The sequence below is a fragment of the Demequina sp. genome (assembly GCF_016278775.1).
In the GTDB taxonomy this organism is placed as follows: domain Bacteria; phylum Actinomycetota; class Actinomycetes; order Actinomycetales; family Demequinaceae; genus Demequina.
The window spans coordinates 1-24,704 of record NZ_JADQBF010000098.1 but is presented as its reverse complement, the minus strand read 5'-3'; the positions used below and the strand labels follow the sequence as shown (position 1 = coordinate 24,704).

General features: G+C 62.3%; 22 protein-coding genes and 2 pseudogenes. 19 read left to right on the top strand and 5 right to left on the bottom strand.

All coding sequences use genetic code 11. The annotated features are described in order from the left end of the window. The 7 genes from QZZ33_RS11045 to QZZ33_RS11015 all read left to right on the top strand — a co-directional run. Positions 1-624: BRCT domain-containing protein (locus QZZ33_RS11045; protein ID WP_366476071.1), on the top strand; the 624-nt coding region annotated here is incomplete at its 5' end. Positions 625-828: 204 nt separating this feature from the next. Next, positions 829-3,285, top strand: coding sequence for a class I SAM-dependent DNA methyltransferase (locus QZZ33_RS11040; protein WP_291380071.1), 2,457 nt, complete (start codon positions 829-831; stop codon positions 3,283-3,285). After that, entirely contained in the window at positions 3,282-4,496 is a 1,215-nt protein-coding gene (locus QZZ33_RS11035; protein ID WP_291380070.1) for a restriction endonuclease subunit S, read from the top strand. Before QZZ33_RS11040 ends, QZZ33_RS11035 begins: the two co-directional genes overlap by 4 nt. After that, on the top strand, positions 4,493-5,224 hold the full coding sequence (locus QZZ33_RS11030) for a TIGR02391 family protein (protein ID WP_291380069.1): 732 nt from the start codon (positions 4,493-4,495) through the stop codon (positions 5,222-5,224). The genes QZZ33_RS11035 and QZZ33_RS11030 overlap by 4 nt, the downstream gene beginning before the upstream one ends. After that, a complete protein-coding gene (locus tag QZZ33_RS11025; RefSeq protein ID WP_291380068.1) occupies positions 5,221-8,322 on the top strand; it encodes a type I restriction endonuclease subunit R in 3,102 nt (1,033 codons plus the stop codon). Before QZZ33_RS11030 ends, QZZ33_RS11025 begins: the two co-directional genes overlap by 4 nt. Continuing rightward, complete coding sequence (locus QZZ33_RS11020) at positions 8,309-9,028, top strand: SprT family zinc-dependent metalloprotease (RefSeq protein WP_291380067.1); 720 nt, start codon at positions 8,309-8,311, stop codon at positions 9,026-9,028. Before QZZ33_RS11025 ends, QZZ33_RS11020 begins: the two co-directional genes overlap by 14 nt. Continuing rightward, complete coding sequence (locus tag QZZ33_RS11015) at positions 9,025-11,814, top strand: TrlF family AAA-like ATPase (RefSeq protein WP_291380066.1); 2,790 nt, start codon at positions 9,025-9,027, stop codon at positions 11,812-11,814. The genes QZZ33_RS11020 and QZZ33_RS11015 overlap by 4 nt, the downstream gene beginning before the upstream one ends. Before the next feature lie 63 nt (positions 11,815-11,877). Here QZZ33_RS11015 and QZZ33_RS11010 read toward each other — a convergent pair whose 3' ends face one another. Continuing rightward, positions 11,878-12,090, bottom strand: coding sequence for a hypothetical protein (locus QZZ33_RS11010; protein ID WP_291380065.1), 213 nt, complete (start codon positions 12,088-12,090; stop codon positions 11,878-11,880). Between the two features lie 75 nt (positions 12,091-12,165). Here QZZ33_RS11010 and QZZ33_RS11005 point away from each other — a divergent pair, with 75 nt between their 5' ends. Then, positions 12,166-13,383, top strand: coding sequence for a hypothetical protein (locus QZZ33_RS11005; protein ID WP_291380064.1), 1,218 nt, complete (start codon positions 12,166-12,168; stop codon positions 13,381-13,383). A 28-nt stretch (positions 13,384-13,411) separates the two neighbouring features. Here the strand turns inward: QZZ33_RS11005 and QZZ33_RS11000 are convergent, their stop codons facing one another. Continuing rightward, a complete protein-coding gene (locus tag QZZ33_RS11000) occupies positions 13,412-14,434 on the bottom strand; it encodes a restriction endonuclease (protein ID WP_291380063.1) in 1,023 nt (340 codons plus the stop codon). A gap of 343 nt (positions 14,435-14,777) precedes the next feature. Here QZZ33_RS11000 and QZZ33_RS10995 point away from each other — a divergent pair, with 343 nt between their 5' ends. The 3 genes and pseudogenes from QZZ33_RS10995 to QZZ33_RS10985 all read left to right on the top strand — a co-directional run. Continuing rightward, a complete protein-coding gene (locus QZZ33_RS10995) occupies positions 14,778-16,190 on the top strand; it encodes an HNH endonuclease (protein ID WP_291380062.1) in 1,413 nt (470 codons plus the stop codon). 126 nt (positions 16,191-16,316) lie between these two features. Further along, complete coding sequence (locus QZZ33_RS10990; RefSeq protein ID WP_291380061.1) at positions 16,317-17,366, top strand: NERD domain-containing protein; 1,050 nt, start codon at positions 16,317-16,319, stop codon at positions 17,364-17,366. A gap of 486 nt (positions 17,367-17,852) precedes the next feature. Next, a pseudogene (locus QZZ33_RS10985) lies at positions 17,853-18,026 on the top strand (RtcB family protein); the annotation flags it as partial. Positions 18,027-18,049: 23 nt separating this feature from the next. Here the strand turns inward: QZZ33_RS10985 and QZZ33_RS10980 are convergent. Next, positions 18,050-18,556 carry a hypothetical protein gene (locus tag QZZ33_RS10980; protein WP_291380060.1) on the bottom strand — a complete coding sequence of 169 codons (507 nt, stop codon included), beginning with the start codon at positions 18,554-18,556 and terminating at the stop codon, positions 18,050-18,052. A gap of 49 nt (positions 18,557-18,605) precedes the next feature. Here QZZ33_RS10980 and QZZ33_RS10975 point away from each other — a divergent pair. The 6 genes and pseudogenes from QZZ33_RS10975 to QZZ33_RS10950 all read left to right on the top strand — a co-directional run. Continuing rightward, positions 18,606-18,771 (top strand): annotated as a pseudogene (locus QZZ33_RS10975) (RtcB family protein); the annotation flags it as partial. A 120-nt stretch (positions 18,772-18,891) separates the two neighbouring features. Beyond that, positions 18,892-19,779 carry a type IV toxin-antitoxin system AbiEi family antitoxin domain-containing protein gene (locus QZZ33_RS10970; RefSeq protein ID WP_291380059.1) on the top strand — a complete coding sequence of 296 codons (888 nt, stop codon included), beginning with the start codon at positions 18,892-18,894 and terminating at the stop codon, positions 19,777-19,779. Continuing rightward, positions 19,772-20,665 (top strand): nucleotidyl transferase AbiEii/AbiGii toxin family protein, encoded by an 894-nt coding sequence (locus QZZ33_RS10965; RefSeq protein ID WP_291380058.1) that lies wholly within the window; start codon positions 19,772-19,774, stop codon positions 20,663-20,665. The genes QZZ33_RS10970 and QZZ33_RS10965 overlap by 8 nt, the downstream gene beginning before the upstream one ends. 103 nt (positions 20,666-20,768) lie before the next feature. After that, entirely contained in the window at positions 20,769-21,236 is a 468-nt protein-coding gene (locus QZZ33_RS10960) for a nucleotidyltransferase domain-containing protein (protein WP_291380057.1), read from the top strand. Continuing rightward, a complete protein-coding gene (locus QZZ33_RS10955; protein WP_291380056.1) occupies positions 21,233-21,559 on the top strand; it encodes a HepT-like ribonuclease domain-containing protein in 327 nt (108 codons plus the stop codon). The genes QZZ33_RS10960 and QZZ33_RS10955 overlap by 4 nt, the downstream gene beginning before the upstream one ends. An 86-nt stretch (positions 21,560-21,645) precedes the next feature. Next, positions 21,646-22,371: an NYN domain-containing protein gene (locus QZZ33_RS10950; RefSeq protein WP_291380055.1), complete on the top strand. Its 726-nt coding sequence runs from the start codon at positions 21,646-21,648 to the stop codon at positions 22,369-22,371. A gap of 240 nt (positions 22,372-22,611) precedes the next feature. Here the strand turns inward: QZZ33_RS10950 and QZZ33_RS10945 are convergent, their stop codons facing one another. Then, a complete protein-coding gene (locus QZZ33_RS10945) occupies positions 22,612-23,049 on the bottom strand; it encodes a DUF488 domain-containing protein (RefSeq protein ID WP_291380054.1) in 438 nt (145 codons plus the stop codon). Between the two features lie 158 nt (positions 23,050-23,207). On the opposite strand from QZZ33_RS10945, the gene QZZ33_RS10940 reads away from it, so the two are divergent. After that, entirely contained in the window at positions 23,208-23,474 is a 267-nt protein-coding gene (locus tag QZZ33_RS10940) for a DUF1778 domain-containing protein (RefSeq protein WP_291380053.1), read from the top strand. Between the two features lie 131 nt (positions 23,475-23,605). Here QZZ33_RS10940 and QZZ33_RS10935 read toward each other — a convergent pair whose 3' ends face one another. After that, on the bottom strand, positions 23,606-24,340 hold the full coding sequence (locus QZZ33_RS10935; protein ID WP_291380052.1) for an NYN domain-containing protein: 735 nt from the start codon (positions 24,338-24,340) through the stop codon (positions 23,606-23,608). 155 nt (positions 24,341-24,495) lie between these two features. On the opposite strand from QZZ33_RS10935, the gene QZZ33_RS10930 reads away from it, so the two are divergent. Then, positions 24,496-24,704, top strand: a 209-nt coding sequence (locus QZZ33_RS10930; RefSeq protein WP_291380051.1) for a DUF1778 domain-containing protein, incomplete at its 3' end; no start/stop codon positions are given.

Genomic DNA, 24,704 nt, shown 5'->3' with positions numbered 1-24,704 from the left:
GTGGCGCCGGTGCTCAGGGGCACGACGCGTCCCGGCAGTGCCGTACTGGCGCGGGTGGTGGGGCACTTCGCCCCGGTGGACGACGTCGCCGGCGCCGACGAGTACCTGGATCTACTAGACCGCGTGCTGCTGGACAGGAAGATCTCGGTACCGGAGCGTCGTGCGTTGGAAGGAATGGCGACGACGCTGGGGCTGGGCGCCGCGGACGTCGCCCGGCTGAACCGCCACTACATGCTGGGCGTGGTGGACGCGGTGTGTGCGGACGACCAGTTCACGCGGGAGGAGCGGGCGCTCGTGATCCAACTGGCGGGGCTGCTGGACTTGGCAGACCTCGAGGTGGAGGGCCTGCTGGCGGCGGCTCGGGCGCGGGTGGCGACGGTGGTCGAGGGCGTGGAGCTGAAGCAGGGGGACCTGGTGGTGTTCACGGGGTTCCCGGAGGCGCGCAAGGCGGAACTGCGAGAGGTGGCGGAGGCTCGGGGACTGGTGGTGTGGCCTGGCGTGAAACGCGGAGTGGCGGCTGTGATTGCCCAGGACCCTGGGAGCGGATCGGGCAAGGCGCGCAAGGCTCGGGAGTACGGGATCCCGGTGGTGGGGGAAGGGGTGCTAGTCGACCCAGGTTCCTAGCGGGCGTCGCATGTCTTCCGCGAGTTCGCGAACGTGACGCGCCACGCGCCGCGCGCATGGTGTGCTGGAACGCCGCCGCGTGGCCAAGTATCGAGATGCCTCACGCTGTAGGTTGACTTCTGTCACATCTGCAGTGGCAGACTCCAATCCCCGCGAGTTTTGAGTTACGCGAGAATTGGGCGAAACGACGAAGGGGGATCCGCGATGGCGCTTAGGAAATCCGACCTATATAGCTCTCTCTGGGCCAGCGCCGACGAACTACGCGGCGGAATGGACGCCAGTCAGTACAAGGACTACGTCCTGACCCTGCTGTTCGTGAAGTACGTCTCAGACAAGGCGAAGGCAGACCAGTACGCCGACGTCGAGGTGCCTGAGGGCGGCTCGTTCGATGACCTCGTGGCACTGAAAAATAAGTCGGACATTGGCGAGCAGGTCAACGTGGCGGTCCGCAAACTCGCCGACGCCAACGACCCGCTGCAAGGCGTCATCAACATCGCTGACTTCGACGACCCCGACAAGCTCGGCAAGGGCAAGGAACTCGTCGACCGGCTGACGAAGCTCATCGGGATCTTCCAGGACCTTGATTTCTCAGGCTCGCGGGCCGAGGGCGATGACCTGCTCGGGGATGCTTACGAGTACCTGATGAGGCACTTCGCCAGCGAGTCGGGAAAGAGCAAGGGTCAGTTCTACACGCCGGCCGAGGTATCGCGTGTGATGGCCGCGCTTGTCGGAATCAAGCCGAACACGCCCAAGTCTGCGACGGTCTACGACCCGACGTGCGGGTCAGGTTCACTGCTCCTGAAGGTGGCCGATGCGGCCCCGAACGGCCTGACCATCTACGGCCAGGAAAGAGACATCCCCACCCGCGGACTCGCGGTGATGAACATGGTCCTTCACGGCAACGCCACCGCCGAGATCCTCCAGGGTGACACGATAACTAGCCCGCAGTTCCTCAAGAGCAGCGAGCTGCAGACCTTTGACTACCTCGTCGCCAACCCGCCGTTCAGCGTCAAGTCTTGGAACAACGGCCTCGAGAACGAGTACGGCCGCTTCGACGGCTACGGACGCCCGCCGGAGAAGAACGGCGACTTTGCCTTCCTGCTACACATGATCAAGTCGCTCAAGAGCACCGGCAAAGGCGCAGTGATTCTGCCGCACGGCGTTCTCTTCCGCGGCAATTCCGAGGCGACCATCCGCAAGGAACTCATCAAGCGCGGGTATGTCAAGGGGATCATAGGCCTGCCGGCTAACCTGTTCTATGGCACCGGTATCCCGGCCTGCATCGTCGTGCTCGACAAGGAGAACGCGCAGGCACGCACTGGTATCTTCATGATCAACGCGAGCAAGGGCTTTGCCAAGGACGGCGACAAGAATCGCCTTCGCCCTCGCGACATGCACCAAATCATCGACACCTTCGTGAACCAGAAGGAGATCGAGCGCTACTCACGCATGGTGCCTGTGAGTGAGATCGCAGACCCGAAGAATGGCCATAACCTCAATATCCCGCGCTACATCGACAGTTCGGAACCCGAGGATATCCAGGACCTGCATGCCCACCTCAAGGGCGGCATCCCGGACCGGGACCTCGATGCCTTGCAGCCGTACTGGGACGCCTTCCCAAGCCTGCGCACCGCCCTGTTCAAGCCGCTCCGTGATGGCTACAGCGAACTCGCTATCGACAAGAGTGATATCCCGGCCGCGATCACTGACTCGTCCGAGTACAACACCTTCGCGGCGCGCTGCAGTGAGGCTATGGAGCAATGGTGGAACTCGCATCGCGCCCTACTCCGTGGCATCGCGAACACCACACGCCCAGCTGACCTGATTGCGGAACTCGGCGACACCCTGCTCGAAGCCTTCAGGTCACGCCCGTTGATCGACGAGTACGGCGTGTATGAGCAGCTCATGAGTTATTGGAACGACCTCATGCACGATGACATCGCCCTAATCATGAGCGAGGGTTGGGAAGGTGCCGCAGAGCCTCGTGCAGCCCGAATCCTCGGGTACGACAAGAACAAGAAACCAAAGTACGAGACAGCACACATTACGTTTGGCACAGGCGTGAAGGCCGCTCGCTGGGTCATGGACCTCCTGCCACCTGAGATCATGATCGCTCGTCACTTCTCCACAGAGCAGGCCGAGTTGGATAGCTTGAGCGCAGCAGTTGATGCGGCTGGACAGGCGCTCGATGAATATGTACAAGAGCATGCGGTCGAAGAAGGACTGCTGTTCGACGCCTCCGATGACGACGGCAAAGTCACGAACAAGACAGCCACAGCTCGGTTGAGAACGGTCAAGGCTGAAGTGTCCGACCGCGATGAGTTCGACGCACTCACCTGTGTCATTGGCCTGTTCAAGGATGAGACGGCTGCCAAGAAGGCCGCCAAAGAGGCCAAGGTCAAGCTTGATCAGGCGACGCTCAGGCAGTACGCCTCGCTCCCGACAGCCGACATACAGAGCCTCGTCGTCGACGACAAGTGGGGTGGTCGCATGGTGGCCGGCGTCAACGCCGAGCTCGCCGCGCTGACCCAGAAGTTCGTGGACCGCCTGAACGTGTTGGGCGCGCGCTACGAGCAGACCGTGGGCGATCTGGATGCCGAGGTTGAGGCGCTGAAAACCAGGGTCGCAGCGCATCTCACAGCCATGGGGGTAGAGGTGTGACGTCGCCGTCTCCCCAAGGGTGGAAGGTCGAGCGCCTGCTCGACCTGGTGTCGATTCGCAGCGGTCAGATTGATCCGAAGTTAGCGCAGTATCGGCGCATGCCACTTATTGCTCCGGATCACATTGAGAGCGGGACTGGCCGACTGCTTGAGGTGAGGTCGGCTCGTGAGCAGGGTGCAATCAGCGGCAAGTACCTCGTAGATCAGGGCGACATCGTTTACAGCAAAATTCGCCCCTACCTGATGAAGGCGCATCGAGCGGAGTTTCCTGCGCTGTGTAGCGCCGACATGTATCCGCTGAAGCCCCGGAAGGGTGCTGATGGACGGTTTGTGCTGAATCTTCTTCTCGGAAGAGACTTCGCGAACTTCGCAGTTGGCGAGTCCATGCGCAGTGGTATCCCCAAGATCAACCGTGTGGGTCTCGCTGGCTATGAACTGTTGGTGCCTCCGGATGATGAGCAGAAATTGATCGGCGCTGCGCTTGGAGACGCTGACGGCCTTATTCAAACGCTTGAGAAGACCATCACTAAGAAGCGCGCCATCAAGCAGGGGATGATGCAGGAGCTCCTGACCGGTCGCACCCGCCTGCCCGGCTTTTCTGGTGTATGGGGCGATCTTGCATCGTTGACAGACCTTTGCACCCGGTCGACTGGGTTTTGGGGAGCAGATAGACCTTCGGCGGTTTCACCTCATCGGGTGCATGTCATCACGGCCGGTGACATTACCCCGCGTGGACGTATCAGTGGTACGTCGGAGCGGTACTTCACAAACGGTCAACTCGCAAAGGCTCGTTGTCGCAAGGACGATGTCGTCATTACGAGCAGTGGCAACGGTTTGGGCAAGACTGCGTATGTGGACAATCCAGGAATCCTTGTTGCGTCCAACTTTGTACGGATTCTCCGGCCGCGTCGGGGCGTGTCGGGAGCGTTTCTAGCCCAGGTCATGTGGGCACCCGGCGCTCGTGCGATGCTCGATTCAAATACAGCAACTAGCGCATATCCGAACCTGATGCGTTCGTTCTTCTCTGAGAAATGGCTTCCCAATCCTCGCCTTGATGAGCAGCTTGCAGTAGCCACAGTTTTGCATGATTATGACCTCGAGATCGAGGGTCTCGAGCGCCGCCTCGAAGCCACCCGCGCCATCAAGCAAGGCATGATGCAGGAGCTACTCGCTGGACGCACCCGTCTCGTGCATTCTGGAAGTGACACATGAGCAATATGAATACAGAGTGGGCTCTTCACGAACTAGATCGACTGATCCATCTGCTCGAGTTCGTGCCGCATCGGGACCCGAACATTCTCGGGGACTGGCCTCGAGGATCCGATGCCGATATCGCAGCGCAGGCGCAAGTTGCCGAGAAAATCCTCGATCGAGTCTTGCCCCGTTGGCGTACCGACATCGAAGATGACGAATATGTTGCGTGGAGCCGGCATCGTGAAGCTGCGACTCGAGCCAAAGCTCAGTTGCAGCGAACTGCCGAGATCGCCGCAAACCTAGGTGATGATGCACCCGAGATATCCGCGTCGAGCCTGCACCAATGGATCTGGAGTGGTGCGGCCTCTCTTTGGCAGTCCGGACACTTTCATGCGGCGGTCGAGGATGCAGCCAAGAAGGTCAATGCGGAGACTCAAAACAAGGTCGGTAGGCGTGACCTCAGCGAGACCAAACTCTTCCAGGAGGCGTTCTCGACGAAGTCGGCGGAGCCGGAGAAGTCGCGATTGCGGCGGATGGAGCCAGACGGTAGCGAGACGTATCAATCAGTTCAGCGAGGGGCGATGGCTCTCGCTGAAGGGATCTTTGCTGGTATCCGGAATCCGCTGAGCCATGAGGCGGACCAGGAGCTCGACGAGCAAGTAGCGCTCGAATACCTAGCGGCGCTGAGTGTGCTCGCGCGGTGGGTCGATGAATCAACTGTTGAGCACGCTGGGGGCAAGCCATGAGCACGGTTGGTCAACTGGAACGCGAGACGCAGGATCGCGTCGTCAAGTTCCTTCAGGAGCACTTGGGATATGAGTACGGGGAGAATTGGGAGGACCGCGCCGGCAACTCGAACGTCGAGGCGAGGTTCCTGCGCGACAGCCTCCTCGCGCGTGGCTACGACGAGGAGATCGTCGGCAAGGCGATCAACGAGCTCTCCAAGGCCACATCGGTGGGTGGAGCCCGCACGCTGTACGAGGCCAACCGCGAGGTCTACGGCCTGCTTCGCTACGGCGTGAAAATCAAGCGAGGCGTGGGCGACCAGTTCGAGACGGTACGGCTCATTGATTGGAGCAATCCCGATGCCAACCATTTCTTGGTGGCCGAGGAGGTCTCGATCACCGGGGAGCACAAGAAGCGACCCGACGTCGTGCTCTACGTCAACGGCCTCGCGCTGGCCATCATCGAGTTCAAGCGCTCGAAGGTGAGCGTCACCGAGGGTATCCGCCAGAACATCGGCAACCAGAGCGCCCACTTCATACGACCGTTCTTCTCGACCGTCCAACTTGTGTTCGCAGGCAACGACGTCGAGGGGCTCCGCTACGGCGTGATCGAGACGCCCGAGAAGTACTGGCTGGAGTGGAAAGAGCCCGAGGACAGCACCGTCGGCGCAGACGTGGCGGAGCCGCTGGACAGGGCGATCCTGCAGATGTGCTCAAAGGACCGCTTCCTCGAACTCATCCATGACTTCATGGTGTTCGACGCGGGGAAGAAGAAGACTGCCCGACACAACCAGTTCTTCGGAGTGAAGGCGGCACAGGCCCGTATTGCCAAGCGAGAGGGAGGCATCATCTGGCACACCCAGGGTTCGGGCAAGAGCCTAACCATGGTCTGGCTGGCCAAGTGGATCCGTGAGCACCAGCCAGAGCCGCGTGTCCTCATCATCACTGACCGCACCGAACTCGACGAACAAATCGAGAAGGTCTTTGGCGGGGTCAACGAGAGCATCTACCGCGCCACCTCGGGCGCCGACCTGCTGACACAGATCAACAAGCACGATCCGTGGCTCGTTGGCTCCCTTGTGCACAAGTTCCGGGGCGGCGACGACGACACGGATATCGACCACGCCAGCGAGGAGTTCATCGCTGAGTTGCGTTCACGCGTGCCAGTTGGCTTCACCCCCAAGGGCAGCTTCTTCGTCTTCGTTGACGAGGCGCACCGCACCCAATCGGGCAAGATGCACCGTGCGATGAAGGAGGTTCTGCCCGGGGCGGTATTCATTGGTTTCACGGGGACGCCGCTTCTCAAGGCGGAGAAGGCCACCAGCATTGAGACTTTCGGATCGTTCATCCATACCTACAAGTTCGACGAGGCCGTGGAGGACGGTGTTGTGCTCGACCTGCGCTACGAGGCCCGCAACATCGAGCAAGACCTGACCGGCCCGGAGAAGGTCGACAAGTGGTTTGAGGCCAAGACCAAGGGCCTCACTGCCCTGAGCAGGGCCCGGTTGAAGAAGAAGTGGGGCACGATGCAGAAGGTCGTGTCCGCCGAGCCTAGGGCCAAGCAGATCGTTCAGGACATCCTGCTGGACATGGAGACCGAACCTCGTCTGGTGAGCGGTCGCGGCAATGCGATACTCGTGGGCGAGAGCATCTACCAGGCGTGTAAGTTCTACGAGATGTTCGTCAACGCTGGCTTCAAGGACAAGGTCGCGATCGTCACGAGCTACGTCCCGAACCCGAGCGACATCTCGAAGGAAGACTCCGGCGAGGGCGCTACAGAGAAACTGCGCCAGTACGATATCTACCGCCAGATGCTGGCCGACTTCTTCGGTGTGCCTGCCGACGAGGCGGTCGGCCGGATCGAAGAATTCGAGAAGGAGGTCAAGCGTCGCTTCATCGAGGAACCGGGCCAGATGCGCCTACTCATCGTGGTCGACAAGCTCCTGACCGGCTTCGACGCCCCGAGCGCAACCTACCTATACATCGACAAGACCATGCGCGACCACGGCCTGTTCCAGGCCATCTGTCGGGTCAACCGCCTGGACGGCGACGACAAGACGTACGGCTACATCATCGACTACCGCGACCTGTTCAACTCTTTGGAGCTGGCGATCACCGATTACACCTCGGGCGCCTTGGACGGATACGCGGAGAAGGACGTCGAGGGTCTGCTCAAGGACCGAGTCGAGCAGGGCCGTCAGGACCTCGATAACGCACTGGAGAAGATCCGTGCCTTGGTCGAGCCTGTCGCACCGCCGAAGGGAACTCTGGAGTACCAGCACTACTTCGTTGCCTCGGTACCTGGTGACGCCGCCCAGATCAAGGGCAACGAACCCAAACGCGTCGAACTGTACAAGGCGGTCTCGGGCTTGGTTCGCTCCTACACAGCGCTTGCCAATGACATGGACGCGGCGGGCTACTCGGCCGACGAGACCACGGCCATCAAGAACGAGGTGACTCACTTCGTGGCGGCCCGCGATGAGGTTGAACTCGGCGCAGGCGAGAACATCGACATGAAACAGTTCGAGGCCGGTATGCGAACGCTGTTGGACACCTACGTTCAGGCCGACCCGTCCCAGGTTGTCGCCAGCTTCGAAAAGGGCTTGGTTGCCCTCATCGTCGAGCGCGGTGAAAACGCGCTCGACTCACTCCCGTCCGGTCTGCGCAAGAACCCCGAGGCCGTGGCAGAAACCATCGTCAACAACGTCCGCAAGACGATCGTCGACGAGCACGCGATGAACCCGCGCTACTACGACTCCATGTCATCGCTGCTCGAGGCTCTGATCGAGAAGAGATTGCAGGACGCGCTCGACTACAAGTCTTACCTCGAGGAGCTCATCGCCTTCGCAACGAAGGTCGGCAACAAGGAGTCCAACACCATCTACCCTGTCTGGGCGCAAAATGGTGCACAAAAAGCGCTCGTTGACTTCGCCTTCCCGGATCCGGACCTCGCAATTACCGTTGACCAGACGGTGGTGCACCAGCGCGAGCACGGATGGATTGGCAGCAAGATGAAGGAGCGTGCGCTAGCGCGCGAAATTCGCAAGGTGCTGCCCGAGGGATTCGACCGGTTCGAGGAACTGTTTGAACTGGTGAAGGCGCGCGATGAGTACCGCTAGCGCCTACCTCACAGTCGCTGGCCTTGGGATTGATGTCGTCTATAAGGACATTAAGAACCTGCACATCTCCGTCTACCCACCGGTTGGCCGTGTCCGTGTAGCCGCGCCGCATCGCCTCGATGAGGATGCGATCCGGTTGGCGATCGTTCAGCGCCTTCCGTGGATCAAGCAGCAGAGAAAGCAGCTCCAGGACGCGGAGCGGCAGACGAAGCGCCAGATGGTCTCAGGGGAAACCCACTACGTGTGGGGCGAGAGACTCCGACTCGACGCCTCTCGTCGTGGGCGTGCGGCCGTGACTGTGGCCGGGAAGACGCTGTGGCTCACCGCACCTTCTGACTACGCCACCGAGCAACGACAGATCATTCTGGATCACTGGTATCGCAACCAGCTCAAGAAAGCCGTCCCTGCTCTGCTTGAGAAGTGGCAGCCGATTGTCGGCGTGGGAGCAACGAAGTTCGTCGTGCGCCGCATGAAGACCAAGTGGGGCACCTGCCAGACGGCGTCGAACACGATCTGGCTGAACCCGGAGCTTGCGAAGAAGAACCCACGGTGTCTCGAGTACATCGTTGTGCATGAGCTCACCCACTTGATCGAGCGCGCGCACAGCGAGCGGTTCATCGAGCTCATGGATCAACACCTGCCCGACTGGCGCGCGAGGCGGGATGAGCTCAACGAGGCGCCGCTTGCGGAGGAGGACTGGGGATGACAAAACGGTATCCGCGCGGGTCCGAATGGAGGAAGTGGGATCTCCACGTCCATCTGCCCGGCACGAAGCTCAACGATGGCTACAAGAAGAAGAAAGGTAGCCCTGACTGGGATCGATTCGCAGATGCGATCGAGGCCTCGGATGTTGCGGTTGTCGGCGTGACGGACTACTTCTCGGTCGAGAGCCAGCTGGCGTTCGTCGAGCACTTCAAGAACAAGTTCCCTGCATCAGGGAAGTTGCTGCTCGTAAACCTTGAGGTGCGACTCAACGAATCGGTCAACGGCTCCCAGCACTTGGTCGACTTCCACGTGATCTTCAATGACGGCGTTTCGCCTAAGAAGATGAGCGAATACGTGGCCAAGCTGAAGACCCAGATCACGGACGAGCACGGAAGGTTCCAGTCCTGCGCCGAGCTCACGGACAGTGACATGAAGTCGGCCACGGTCACGCGAGCAGACGTCAAGATGGCATTCGACGAGACATTTGGCACGAAGGCGGAACCGTCAGACAAACTCATTTACCTTGCGCCCGCGAGCAACAACGGCCTCCGTGCGGCGAAGGGCAACCGTCGCAAGGAGAAGCTGGCCGACGAGATCGACAAGGTGGTACATGCGATCTTCGGCAAAGACGCGGGCTATTCGGAGTGGTACCTGAGGAAGGATCGCTTCGGTGGCGGGTCGCAGGACTCCAAGCCGAAGCCTGTATTCGGTGGGTGCGACGCGCACAACTTCGAGGATCTCAATAGTTGGCTAGGCAAGGCTGTCGACGAGAAGGACTCGCACCAAGTAGTGACGTGGGTCAAGGCCGACCCCACGTTCGCGGGGCTTCAGCAGGCCCTCGTAGAGCCGCGAGACCGTGTTTCGTTGGAGGAACTCAAGCCCGATACCAAGGACTCGTACAAGGTCATCAAGAAAGTTTGCTTCGACGGCTCGAACGACTTCCCCGATCAGATCGAGCTGAACCCAAACTTGAACGCGATTATCGGAAGTCGATCGTCTGGGAAGTCGGCTCTTCTAGCTCATATCGCCCACGCCATAAACCCTGACTACACCGTCAGGCAGCAGGCTCTCGCCTCGCCAACTGCGAAGCCGAACGATCTTGGACCTGCCGCGGGCCTTTCATGGGGCTCGGTTGCCGAAACGAACTGCGAGGTGGAATGGGCAGACGGGTCGACCGCCGGTGGCAGCGTCATCTACATCCCGCAGAACTGGCTCTATCAAATCAGCAACAACCCCAAGGAAGTCACCCAGAAGATCCAGCCTGCTATCGAGCACCGTTACTCGCAATATGTGCGCGAGCACGATCGCCAGCTCGATGCCGTGCAGTCGGCGAACGACCGCATTGAGATCGCTGTCGGCAAGTGGTTCGCGAAGGCCGAAGAAATTCGGAACGTGGGCGAAAGGCTCCGTCAGGCTGGGGACAAGAGCGCAGTCGCCAAGGAGGAGGGCGAGGTCGTCAAGCAGATCGAGGAAGTGCGGTCCAAGAACGCCTTGAGCGCGGACGACTTGGAGAATTACCAGAAGATTGTCGACGACATCGAGGGAGCGAAGACTCGTCTCGACGAGATCGAGATCGAGGCGGAACAACTCGACCCCTATGTTCTCGCGGACGGGGAAGACTATGAGGTCGCCCCGTTCAAAGTTGACGTCGACATCGCCGTGAAACCTGATCCAGATGCGCTCGCGGAGAGCCCTGGCGACAACATAAGAGCACTAGTCGACGAAACGCGTGTGGCGCTCACCGACCAGATCGAAGCTGTGGTGCTCGCGGCACGAAAGGCATTGTCAGCCGAGAGATCAGACCGTCTGAAGCAGATCAAGAGCCTGGAAGACGACAACAAGGAACTCATCGAGAAGCACAAAGCGAACTCCGCGCTTGACGAGCTGGTCAAGCGTCAGAAGGGGTATCAAGCGACTCTCAAGTCGATAGAGAAGCTCGAGAAGGAACGGGCGGATGCAATCGAGGAGCAGGCAGCGGCGATTGACGATATCACCGCGAGCTTCGCAGCACGGAGCGATGCACACGCCGCGCTCGAGGTGGCGTTCAATCTGGAGCCGCGAGTGCTCGATCAACTCGAGTTCGGGGTCGCCGTCGGCATAGATCCCGATGTCGTCAAAGCCCTCTCAGCCCCCTTCAGTAAGCGCGAAAGGGGGACGTATGTAACCCCCGAGTCGCTGGTGGACGTCGACAAGGCATGTGCGGACCCGAGGGCCTTCCTCGAAGCACTCTTCGAGAGGAAGCAGAAGCTCAATACTGGGTTCTCGGAGGGCGATACCGCTAAGAACGTCCTTACGGTCACGCCCGAGGTTCGGTTCACTGCCGAGCTTGATGGCGACACCATCGGCGGCTTCGCTCGCTCCACAATGACTCCGGGAAAGCAGGCACTCTTCGCGCTGACTCTGATTCTCGCGGAGGCGGACGATGTGTGGACTCTGCTGATCGACCAGCCAGAAGATGATCTGGACAGCCGGTCGATCTACGGTGAAATTGTCACGTACCTCGTGGAGCAGAAGAAGCGTCGCCAGATCATTCTTGTTACGCACAACGCCAATCTCGTAGTCGGCGCCGACGCCGAACAGGTTCTTGTAGCGAACCGACATGGTGACGACAGGAAGAATCGAGCGGATCTCACATTCGACTACAAGACTGGCTCGCTCGAACACAGCGAGCCAGTGCGGAAGGCCAAGTTCGAGCTCGACCGAATGGGAGTCCGCGAGCACGCGGTTGAGATCCTTGACGGCGGCGTAGAGGCGTTCCAGAAGCGGCGTGACAAGTACAAGCTCTGAGAACCTGTTCGTTCGCCCGATAGTCCGGCCGACGCCAAATCTGGACTCGTGCAGTGCCTTGGCTCAACCGGTACAGCAGGGCGTTGTGTGGGGCGCGCCGAAGGAACCGGAAACGTGCTCGTGGAAGGGGAGGCCCTGAACTACGTGCTTGTACTCGGCGGGGTCCATGTTGTTGCACAGGGTGTCCGCGGCCTTCCAGAGTTGCGCCTCGAAAGGGAGGTCGCTGCCCGGCTTGGGCTTGCTGGGCGCGGCTGCGGTCTTGGCGGGTTCGGGCATGAATTCATCTTGTCTAATATCTACAAGGGGCGATAGCGCGGCGCGCTGTCCGGCGGTGGGGGTAGCGTCTGTGGCATGAGGGGAAATCAACCTAACGGGCACGGTTCAACGTTTCATGTGGACGGCTGGCATCCGGTCGTTGCCGCGGGGGTCGGGGCCCTCGGATTCGGTGCAATTGCGGTGGCGGTGCTGCTCGTCCTGCTTTCCGTCGACAATCCCACGGTGGCCCCTTCCTGGGCCCTTCCCGTTTTCGTGACCGCGATCGCCGCAGGGGGCGCCGCTGGCCTCACGATGAAGAACCTCAACCTCAAGCGCGCCGAATCGCGCCGGGGGACGAACTTGATGTTCGACCGTCAGTTTGAAACGGGCGCGCAGTTGCTTGGCGGAGAATCCGAGTCGGAGTTGGTTGCTGGGTCACTGTTGCTCAGCTCTCTCTTGCGCGAGTCCCCCCGCCACGCGCAGGCCTGCGCAGACTTGCTGTGTACAGCACTTCGTAGGCACCGCAAGAGCGACCTCTCACCCGAAGAGATCGCGGACATGATGCCCGACCTACCCAAGGCATACATTCACGAGAGCACAGCCGCCAATCGCGCGCGCAACGCCGTCGCCGCCGCGATCAAGAGGGCAGCGGCGGCAAAGAATGCTCCAAGCCATCTTCGCGGGCTTCGATGGGATTTCGAGGATGCAATATTCGGTGATCGACCAGATCTTGCGGGGTGTGTTTTTGGGCCGGGCACCGTCTTCAAGAGCACTGTGTTTGCGGGAATGGTTGACCTTGCGGGCTCCGCTCTTGTCGGCAACTGCGAATTTGTCGATGTGTCGGCACCGTATGGCTTGCACATGCCGGGCATAACTGTCGAGCACACGCTGCACATCATCGACTGTGAGGTCGCGGGTAGGTCCGAGGTCGGCTACGGAATCTACTTGGAGGGAGCAACAATAGGAGGTGTGACCGTGGAAGGGGTTCGGTCTCGTGGTTCTCTGCACCTCGATACCGCCAAGATCGGTGGCCACTTGACGGTGGCTGCGAGCTCGTTCTCTTCGGTCTGCTTCATCGACGGGGAGTGTGATAGCTCGGTCAGCCTGGTGGATGTCACCACCACAGATTTCATTTGCCTTCGTCGGGTTGCCGTGCGGAAGGGCGTGAAGCTCTCCCGCTGTCATGCGGGAGCAGAGCTCGAAGTAACAAGCGTTGCGACGGAGGGTGCCGTCAACGTGGTCGATTGCACGTACTCGGAACTGATCGAGGGCGAGGCGGACCCCCAAAGTCGCTGGGCGCAGAAAGATTCATAGGCCCCACACCGTGCGTGAGGTTGCTGCCTCAGTCGGCTGCGTCGTCGACAACAAGCACTGTGCGGAGCGGTACCAGTGATCGCCAGCGGGGTTCGAGGTTGTCGTAGTGAGCGAGGAAGAGGTCGACGACGTCCTCTCCCGTGAGTAGACGTAGGCCGGGCTTCGCACGCTCGTAGTCACGCGCCTGCTGCGTGTACCCCCCAAGCGTCACGAACAGGAGTAACTCCCCAGAGCCCTGCGTTCCCATGAGTTGCTGGACTTCGGGGCCACCGACGTTCGTCATCTGGTGCTTGCATTGCACCTTGATTTGGGGCGGCTCGACGCCCAACGGATCCCGGTGCGCGAGAACGTCCACGCCGCCGTCGCCCGAGTACGCGGTGGTCCGGGCTTGGTAGCCCACTGCTCGCAACAGGGCTGCAGTGAAGTCCTCAAACTCTTGGTGGGAGATTTCGTCCTTAAGTGCCGAGAGCACGTAGTCACGCGTGTGTCGCTCGACGCGTGAGGCCCGGGGCTCAGCACTGGGCTCCGCGTCGCTTTCTTCCACTGCTTGATCCACCGCTGCTTCATCCTCGCCGGGGGAGCCTTGGGGGCGGTCCAAGAGCGCGAGGAACTCGCTAGCGTGGTTCTTGATCTGGAACAGCGTGAGCGCCGAACCGACTTCGTAGAGCGCGCTCTTCGAAAACACCGTTCGCGGGATCGAAAGGCGACGCCACTTCACGGGAAGGCGGTTCGGGTGCGTCTCCGATGTTTGGTCGAAGTAGTAGCCGCCGCTGACAACACCAATCGCGATGGTGGAGTCAGGGCGGAAAGGCGCCACAACAACGTCGCCCGGCTGGATGACTGAGCGGAAGCGTTCGAGAACCCCTGCGTTGACCGCGATCGCCTGCGGCTTCTTGGACGGGTAGGCGCGCCCGAGGGCTTCCTTGATGTCGTCGCGGGTGGGCCCGATCTCCGAGAGGTCGCCAAGCTCCTGCCAACCGATGCTCACAAACTCTTGGTCGTAGAGCTCGGTGGTCAGCTTGTCGTTGTGAATTCCCCAGACACGTCGCATCTGCCTAGCCAACCACATGAGTGGTTCACCCTGCGCGAACGGACATCTTGCCAAGTCGTTGAACCGGCCCCAGCGTCCGCGGCACTGCCCCTAGTTTCAACGCGCCACCTTCGCTTCGCGAGCCACCGATTGCTCCGGCGCATCCTTTTCGCCGCCTGGCGGCCCGAGATCGTCGCGCCGATAGAAGCTCACCACAACCTTCGAAGGTCTCGCTTTACCTCTCGGAAGGTGACACCGTGTATGGACAGCGTGCCCGCAGGTTGGTTGCGCGAGTTGGTTCTTGGCGCCTAAGGGAAGTCCGTAGAGCCGCCACCCGGGTTGGGGAACGGAGCACTGACCAATTATGGCAACACGAATTGACGGGACCGAGATCGAGCACTCGGAAGCCGTTGACGCCTGGGCTGAGGTGGCCTACGAGGAACTCAAACGCGTTGCCCGGACCTACAACCGAGTCATTCGCTACACAGATCTGCGGGACGTGGTTCAGGAGACAACCGGCATCAGTACGAGAATGCTGATGCAGCACTGGATCGGCAATGTTCTCGAGATTGCTGCACGGAAGGCCGCTGACGCGGAGGAGCCGCCCCTGACGTCCTTATGCGTGCGCACTGACGGCACGATCGGTGGTGGCTATGACCGAGCTCCGAAGTTCGCGCATGCGAGTGCCGAGAAAGACATTGAGTCGCGTGCGGCCGGGGACCGTCTGCTCTGCTACCGCACCTATGCGACCGACATGCCCGTCGGCGGCGGCACGGTAACCCTCACTCCAGAGGTTCAAATCCGACGACGGGAGGCAGAAGACCTCAGTTGGCTCCACGAACTGATCCAATCCGGCACCCTTTCGGTCGGCGACCGGGTTCCGTTCCATGACCACCTCGAGGTGGCCCGACTCTTCGGACGCGACTACAAGGGGCACCAACGCGCCACTATTCGTCTCGACGATTTCACCGAAATCTGGTTCCCCAAGATGTATCCGAATGACGACTGGGATAACTCTTTGTCGTCCGATGGAAAGACCATCGTGATGCGTCATGTGGATGACGGTAGATACCGAAATGTCTTGGAGACTGAGCCCATCCGCCACTACGTCATCACCTTTGGTCAGATGAAGCCATCGTCTGGCGGGCGCTACTACGACTTCCTGGGCGTATTCGAGGGCGCCCCGCACCTCTCAGACAGCACTAGGTGGGTCTACCAGCGAGTCTCCGATACCGTCAGGTTCGATGGCGACGGCGATTTCTCGTTTGACCCGATTCGCTCTCAACCGCTCCAGGACGACCAAACTGCTGAGACAGCGGATTCGGACCCGAGACTTGTCGCCCGCTACCAGGAAGAGTTGGAAGCAGGCCGGTACGCCGTCGAGGATGAAGTAGGCGTTTCCAAGGTCCGAGGAAGCAGCCAGCAGGTGTTCGCGAAGGCGGTGAAGGACAACTACCAATGGGAGTGTGCCGTTACGGGTATCCGGACCAAGGCATTCCTCGTCGCTTCCCACATCGTGCCTTGGGCCGCCGACACGGAAATCCGGCTAGATCCTAGCAACGGCATCTGTCTCTCGACCTTTGTCGACCGTGCCTTCGACTCTGGATACCTCACGATCACGCCGGAAGGGCGTACGGCGGTGCGCTGGGACAAGGTCACAGACGACCCGATCTTGCGATCGGAGCTTTCCCGAATCGACGACATCGAATTGGCCAAGCCGACATCGTGTCCGCCAGACCCAGCCAAACTCCTCAGGCGGCAGCAACTCGGCTACTGATTCGCCGGTCCGCACAACGGGGGCCACCGCGCCAGCTTCCACCCGCACCCACCGCGCCGCCCAGTCAGGGCGCTCTTTGACGCGCATGTGGATCCAGCTCGCCTGCCTAGAATCAATGAGCAGTCTGTGCTGAGCCGAGCTCGCACTGTTCGGAGGGGGAGGGCTATTCACGACATCAGCATCACGCGGTGGACGCGCTACGGCCACGACCGCGGCTATGCGACCGCCGCCGATGGAACCAAACTGGGGTGGATCAATCTCAACACTGGCGATGTGACGCTTGAGGACGGCGTCGATGCCGCAGCCGTAGGGGATGCGCTCGTGGCGTGGAGCGCGGCTTTGTCCAACACTCGTCCTCCGACGCCTGTGTCGGTCCCCTTCGACGTGCTGCAGGAACCCGAACCAAGCGATGTCGAGCAGGAGCCCCCGCGCGCCGTGGTCGAACCAGTGACGGCCGATGAGGCCTTCGCAACGCTTCCCGACATAGAGCCACGGGAGCCAAACCCGGCTCCGGTTCCTCCGGTCGAGCAGATTCACTCGGCAACCCGCCAGTGGACCGACCTCGCCGCCCACCGTCCCGGCCAACTGGTCCACGATCAGGCCGCCGCCAAGTGGGAGGCCGACAAGGCCGACTCCAAACTCTTCGCGTATGGCGCGCGCCTGTTCGACATCAAGACGCAAGAGCGCGCGTGGCGCGTCGGCGCGAAGGGCGAGGCCATCGTCGGCAACCGGCTCCAAGAGCTGGAGAGCCGCGGTTGGCGAATCCTGCACGCGGTTCCAGTCGGCAAGAAGGGATCGGACATAGACCACGTGGCGATCGGCCCCGGGGGCGTGTTTACTGTCAACACCAAGAGACACCCCCGCGCAAAGGTCTGGATTGGCAGGCACCAGATCCGTGTCAACGGGACACCCACGGACTATCTGCGGAACTCACGGTTCGAGGCGACGAGGGCTTCCAAGAAACTCTCGGCTGTAGTGGGTAGCCGAGTCCGCGTGACCCCTTGCATAGTGCTGTCCGGCGCGCCCACCATCACGGTCAAACAGAGGCCGGACGACGTGATTGTCGTGGCATCACAGGACGTGCCGCGCTGGTTCAAGAAGCGGCCGGACGTCTTGACGCGGGAGCAGATCGAAGCGATCTACGCCGTCGCGCGCCGCTCCGACACCTGGACCTGAGGACCGCTAACCACCCCCTTTGCCAAACCGTGACCACCCCGCTCTTCCCGCATCGTCCTTGCAAGGAGTAAGGTCCGATGCTTGTGTCCCGGAGATCACGGGGCACCACAAAAGCACCACCAGCAGGGAAAGGAGCCACCGTGTCGTACGCCGCTTATGCCGCCACCACGGTCGGCTTTGCCCTGCCCCAGCCTGAGCTCGAGTTGCGCAATGAACGCGCCTCCAAGCCAGGCCAGCGCCGCCACCGCTAGCGCAGCGACCTTCCGCTCAAGACGTGCGGGCACGAACGCCCGCCGTACGTCGGCGTCGTCCCCTTGCGGGTCGATGAGTCCCTGCGCGAGGCCTGAGGCCACGCCCCTGACATCCGTCGTACACCCGTGCGCGCGCACGCCTGCTCGCCGCGGCATCTCCACCACAACGTCGGCCGCCCCCACGCGGGGCATCACCGACACACCACATCAAACACACGAACAGAAAGGAAAGACCATGGAGAAGCTGAACGCTCGGCTTCTGAACTGGGCATCCATCCTGGATCCCCAGACCAAGGAGCAGGCGATCACCACGTCATCCATGCCGTTCATCTACCCTCACCTCGCGCTGATGCCCGACGCCCACCTGGGCCTGGGCGCCACCGTCGGCTCGGTCATCCCCACCCTGGGGCAGACTTGGCGCGCGCGCAGTGCCTAGCCGCGTCCCTCAGTCCAGGCGGCAAGAGCTGCCTGCGCGCTCGCATCCTTTGGCTCGTACTCGGCTGCGGTCCGCAGCAGCGCGGTGATCTCCTCGGGGTCGCCTTGGTGCTTGATCAGGATCTCCGCCAAGTACCCGGCATCGATCGCGTAGCGGGACTTGGGGCCGCGAGCCCTCGGCGCGGATGCGATCTCCGCGGACCACCGCCCCAGTCGATCGCGAAGGTAATCGACCATCAAGTGCTCCAGGCCGTTCGCCTGTAGCACCGTGCGCACCGGGAACATGATGCGCGGCAGCTCGGGGTGGTCGCTCGCGAACCGCACCACGGCCTCGCCCGCGGCCTCCGCACTGCCGGTGACCTCAAGCATTGTGGGGAAGTACTCCGTGTAGATGAACGCCTCCCCGCCTGGTGCGAGCATCGCGGCCTCGATTTGGACGGCACGGACGTGGGGGTCGGTCGCATCGCGCGGTAGGTCGCGGGCCATCACGGTCTTGTCCTGCACGGCTTCCTCCTCGAGTCGACGTCCAGGCTAGCGGCGACGGGCTGCCCACCGCCTGCGGGCCTCCATGGTGGGCATCGAGTGCAAGGACTCCGACGCGTTCATCGACGAGATCCCTGCCGCGTACAAGGACGTCGACTTGGGTGTTGGCTGACGCCGCCGACCTGGTGGAGATCCGGCACACGCTCAGGCAGATCGTGAATGTGAAGGGGGACTAGCGGCGCTTGCGTCCCCGGGGTTCGCCCCGGGGGCGTGGGCCTCGCCGAGAGGTGACGCTCACGTCCTATCGGGTGCATCGGATACTGCAAAAATATCGCTCAACGTGATACAGTCGAAGTATGAGAGCCGCCACAGCGATGCGTGAAGTCGCCAGAATCGCCGAGATGCAGGACGGTCTGGTGACGACACGCCAGGCCGTCCGGGTTGGCGTGCCCCGGCTCAGCCTCGCGAGGCTCGCCGAGAGCGAGGACCTGGAGCGGCTGACCCACGGCGTATATCGCGTGCGCGGAGCCGATGAGGACGAGTACACGGGACTCCGCGCAGCGTGGCTGGCCGCAGATCCCGGTCGCACCGCCGCCGAGCGCGCCGCCGACCTCGGCCACCCCGTCGTCGTGTCTCACCGCAGCGCCGCCGCCGTTCACGGCATCGGGAACATGTACGCGGACCGCCACGAGCTGACCGCGCCGGTCCGCAAACAGAGCAGGCGCGAGGATGTCACCATTCGCCGTGCCGAGGTGCCCCGGTCCGACATCACCATTTCCCGCGGCATGCTGGTCACGACAATTGAGCGGACCCTTGCGGACCTTGCCCGCACCGAGCCCGAACTTGGTGACGTGGCGGACGCGCTCGCGGACGCCCATCGCCGTGGCGCTGTGGATCTCAAGGCACTCGCACCGATGCTGGACTCGGCCGCGCGGCGTCACGGCGCACGCAACGGTGGCGAGCTGCTGGAGCGCATGCTCGAACTCAGGGGACTCGATGCAAAGTCAACGCTCGTGGAACTCGCGAAACAACCAGAACTTGGCCTCCTTCTGGGTGCAGCCTGGGCGCCCGCGATTCAGAGCGCGGTTGAGGCGGCCCTGCGGGACGCACTGGCCCCTGCTTCCAAAGCATCAGCGGCAACCACACGTGATCTTGGTGTCCATGAGGACCTGGCTCGTCTGGCCCGGCAGGCGCTTGCCGGGCTCCCCGCTAGCGTTCTTCTAGCGAAGTCTCGCGATGAGTAGGGAACCGGCCCTGCCTCTGAGCGCGGAGTCGATCAGGGCCCGCGCACGTAACGCAGGTCTCAGGCCGGAGCGGGTGATACGCGAGATCACGATCAACCAAATGCACCATCGGCTCGCGGCCGGAGATGTCGAGTGGATCGTAAAGGGAGGCGAGGCGCTCGTCGCGCGCCAACTGAGCACTCGCGCCACTCGCGACCTTGACGTGCGCGTATCGGGCCACGACCTTGACGCGGCCGTTGTCTCACTGCGCCAGGCGGTGGAGCGTGACGCCGGCGACGGCTTGACCTATCAAGTCTCACCACCCCGTCGAGACCTCGCGGACTTGAACACCGGCGGCTACCCAGGATGCACGGTGACCGTGACGGTCGTGCTGGGTATCCAACAGTTCGACAAGTTCGACATCGACCTAGTGGCGGGACGAGAGCTGACGGGCTCCCCAGCGCGCGTCGCTAGCCTCCTCTCGCTTGGTATGCCCGAACTCGCGCCAGCCCGTGTGCTGCTCTACCCATCGGTAGACCACATCGCCGACAAGATCTGCGCCACCCACGCCCGCTACGGATGGGATCAGCGGGCATCGTCGCGAGTGAAGGACCTGTATGACCTCTGCGCCCTTCGCGGCGCCGACGACATACTCGCGGACGAGTTGTATGAGGCCATCGCTGAAGAATCCGTGGCGCGGGGCCTCTCCATTCCGAGTCGAGCCGACGTACCCACATCCATGCGTTCACGGTTCGAGCAACTCTCTCGCAAAGAGCCACATCCGCTCGTGCCCGGCGCGTTCGAAGACGCGGTGGACGCCATCTCGGCGTTCCTCGATCCTGTGCTTGACGGCTCCGTTCGTGAGGGGACGTGGGGTCCAGTCGGCCTCGAGTGGGTGCTCGCGTAGTCCGGGAACAGCCGCCGTGACTCGCGCGGCTTGGTCCGCACGGCGCCGGCCGGGTCTCCTCGGGGACGTGTGTCGCAGTAATAGCAAATGCTATAGTTGCTTCATGGAGGCCCTCGCAGCAGTAGCAAAGCGGTGCGACGCCGCAGTAGAGGCCGCCCGCGCCGAACTTGTCACCGCAGTGCGCCGGGCGTATGCGCAGGGCATGACTCAGGCGGAGATTGCGGCCCAGATTGGTCGGAGTCAGCCTGAAGTCAACCGGCTGTTGCGCTTCCACGGCTCGACCCGCCGGGCGCGAGCCCTGCGGGACCAATCGCCGCGCATTCGTGCCGCAATCAAAGAGGCGGGCGGCGCCAGCGTGCGCGTGTTCGGATCCGTGGCCGACGGCACAGACCGGCCGGACTCCGACGTTGACCTGCTGTTCGACATGCGCAAACCGCTGAGTTTGATGCAGTTGTCCACACTTGAACGTGAACTCTCAGAACTCATCGGCGCCCGCGTCGACCTTGTGCCCGAGTCCTCGATCCGCCCCGATCTGCGCGACCGCATCCTTCAGCAGGCCGTGCCGCTGTGAGCCGCACAACGCGCGAACGCCTTGCGGATGCCATGCTGCACCTCGATGCGGCCATCGCATACGCCCAGGACGGCACCTTCGACGAGAAGACGATCGACGCGATCTGCATGCGGATATCGGCTGGAATTGAAGCGCTGAGCGCCCTCTCTTTGGGCCGCCGCGATCAGCTCTTCGGCGACGAATGGCCCGCCATGTGGGGGATGCGCAACCGCATCGCCCACACGTACTCTCGCGTCGAAGTGGCCGTCATCATCACGACCGTGCACGAGGACCTGCCAGAAATCCGTTCACGGATCCGTGCTTATCTTGACGCCTCCGGATAGCGCGGTGCCAGCCTCGCGCCGAGGCGCCCCGCGGGTTTTCCACAGGGCTGAGCGCGAGCATCGCTCCGGGCCCTAGCGTCGGCTGTATGAGAGTTGGGGTCTACATCGATGCCTTCAACGTCTACTACGGCATCAAGGAGCAACTGAGCAGCGGCCCTGGTTGGAAGTGGATTGACCCCCGGGCGCTGGCGTCACGCTATGCGAAGTGGCACGGTTCTTCGATCGACCGAGTCGTGTACTGCACCGCGCGGGTTAACGATTCCTCGGATCCGGCAAAGACGCAGCGCCAGGGTTTCTACCTGAAGGCACTGCAAGGGCACGGTGCCGTCGATCTCATTGAGGAGGGGTACTACTCGTCATGGGCGAAGGAGTCTGTCATGACGATGGAACCTGCGGGAACTCGAATGCCCACGGCGTTGCGGGACCCCCGGTCGCTTCTGAGTTGGAGTCAGGGACTCCCCGCACGTCGAAACGCCCGCGGTCTGGTATTTGCCACAGTTCGCAAGCGCGAGGAGAAGGGTTCAGACGTGAACGTTGCGACCCACCTCCTCGTTGACGTGCTTGAGCGACGGATCGACGGCGCCATCGTCATGTCGAACGACTCAGACCTCGCACTCCCGCTGAGGATCGCACGAACTCATGTGCCCGTCGGACTGCTGAACCCCAGCAAGAAACCATTTGCGGGGGCGCTGAAGGGCGAGTCCGCGGAAGGGGCAGGTCACCACTGGTGGAGACGCCTCGATCTCGAGGACGTCAAACAATGCCAGCTTCCCGATCGCGTCGCTGGAGTCTCGCGCCCGATGGGGTGGTGATTGAGCACGTGGGCATGGCCAGGGTTCTGTTCACAAGACTTGCGCCGCAGCCAGCTTGCCGTGCTATTTTGGAATCACTAACCCGTCCCTCCACGTGAGGGCGGGTCTCTTTTTTGCCCCGGCGGATGACATCGCACTTCCCCCGCTACTTGCGAGCGTTCCGTCTCACCACCGACACCTTGGGCTTCCCGTCTCCCGGCCAGCGTCGCCGCCCAGGGGATGCTTGGACTCTAGATCTGCCTAGACAGTCACACTCGACTCGACGAGCGCGCGTTGGACTTCCGCACGGTGGCAGTGCCGAGTTTCGGCCTCAAAGCAGAGCAGGACGGCTCCTCCGTTCGCGCCCAAGTCCGTTAAGCGGTCGAGCGCCGCAGCGGCCGCGTCGGTGCTCAGAACCTCGGTGCCGTAGCGCTCTCGCGCCGTGCGCCCGGCTGCGCCCACAGCGTCGGCGAAGCCCGCCCTGTTGTTCTTTGGATTGCCCAGCTCAGGGAGGTGGAGATACTGAAGGCCCGCCTCTCCGAGCGCGGCAGCAAGCGCGCGCTTGGAAAAGCCGGGCTTGCGCGAAAGAGGGTTGAGCCGGACGTCGACCACCCACTCGGCCCCCATGGCCCGGGTGAAATCCACGAGTTCCGCGATCGTGCGTCCCTCGTAGCCCCAACCGGTGATGCCGCTGCCCATGAGACTTCCTCCGTCGGTACTTCTGAATACGTCTCCCATGACACTACCTCGGCTCCAAACCGTCTGGGTGCTGTCCACAGTCGAGTCCGGACGTGCGAGGTGGGAAATCGCGTGTACATATGTAGGATGTACGCAGACTGAGAAGGAGACGAACTGCAATGCCTGGCGCGAAGACTCGCATCAACATGCGTATTGACGAAGAGAACCTCGCTCTCATCAGGGAAGCCGCGGGTGCCAACGGTCAGGACATGACGTCCTTCGTGATCGGGGCGGCGCTGGACCGCGCACGCGCGGTGGTGCTTGAGGCTCGGGTCACGAGGCTGAGTGCCTCCGAAGCCGAGCGTCTTGAGGCTGCTCTGGACCGCGAGGCGCGCGAGATTCCTGCGTTAGCCTCACTGCTTCGAAACGCCCGCGCGCACACGTAACCAGCGTCGGCATTTCAGTCCCTGCTGAAGTGCCCCAGAGCTAGCGTCGACCACCCACTCGTCGCCCGCGCTTCGTCTCGGGCCCGGACCCGAGACGGTGCGGCCTTGCCGACCTGACGCCTCCCCCGCCGCTACTTGCGCGCCTTGCGCCTCACCACCGAGACCTTGGGCTTCCCGTCTCCCGGCGAGCGTGATTCCACGTCGTAGCCGGGGTGTGCCTTGAGCAGGTCCGTGAGTTTGCTGTAGCCCCACGTGCGGGTGTCGAAGTCTGACGCGAGCCGCGACAGGTTGGAGCCGATCGCACCTAGGTGAGCCCACCCGTCGTCGTCGGCGGCGGTGTCGACCGCCTCGGACAGCAGCTTGTCGAGCGCGGGGTCCTTCTTGACGTTGGGGGCGGCCGCAGGCTTGGGCGTCGCCTCCGTGCCGGCTAGGTTCTCCACGTACACAAACTGTGTGCACGCCGCCACGAACGGCTTGGGCGTCTTGCGTTGACCAAAGCCGTAGGCCATCAGGCCCTGCTCGCGGATGCGCGCCGCCAGCCGCGTGAAGTCGCTGTCGCTGGACACCAGGCAGAAGCCGTCTACCGTGCCGCCGTGAAGCAGGTCCATCGCATCGATGATGAGCGCGCTATCGGTGGAGTTCTTGCCCGTCGTATAGGCGAACTGCTGGATCGGCTGAACCGAGTGCGCGAGCAGCTCGGGCTTCCACTTGGCCAGCCGCGTGGACGTCCAGTCGCCGTAGGCCCTGCGCACGGTCGCCGTGCCGTACTTCGCGATTTCCACGAGCAATCGCTCAAGATGTTGCGCGCTCGCGTTGTCGGCGTCGATCAACACAGCCAGCCGGGCGTCATGCGTAGGTTCTGCCATACAGACACTGTCCCACTGATTGGTGGGGGCGCGCCTGTCGCGAGCCATAGCGGTGAGGACCGGCTGAGAGTTCGTCCGAGACCGGCCAGTGCTAGTGCGCCAGCACGGGTGTACATATGTAGGATGTACTCTTGCGTAGAGGGAGAGGAGCCGCGATGACCGCCGCCAAGACGCGCATCAACATGCGCATCGAAGAAGAGAACCTCGCTCTCATCAAGGAGGCCGCCGCGGCGAACGGTCAGGACATGACGTCGTTCGTGCTGGGGGCGGCGCTCGACCGTGCGCGCGCGGTCGTGCTCGAGACAAGGGTGACACGGCTGACACCTTCCGAGGCCGAGCGCCTCGAGGCCGCGCTTGACGCCGA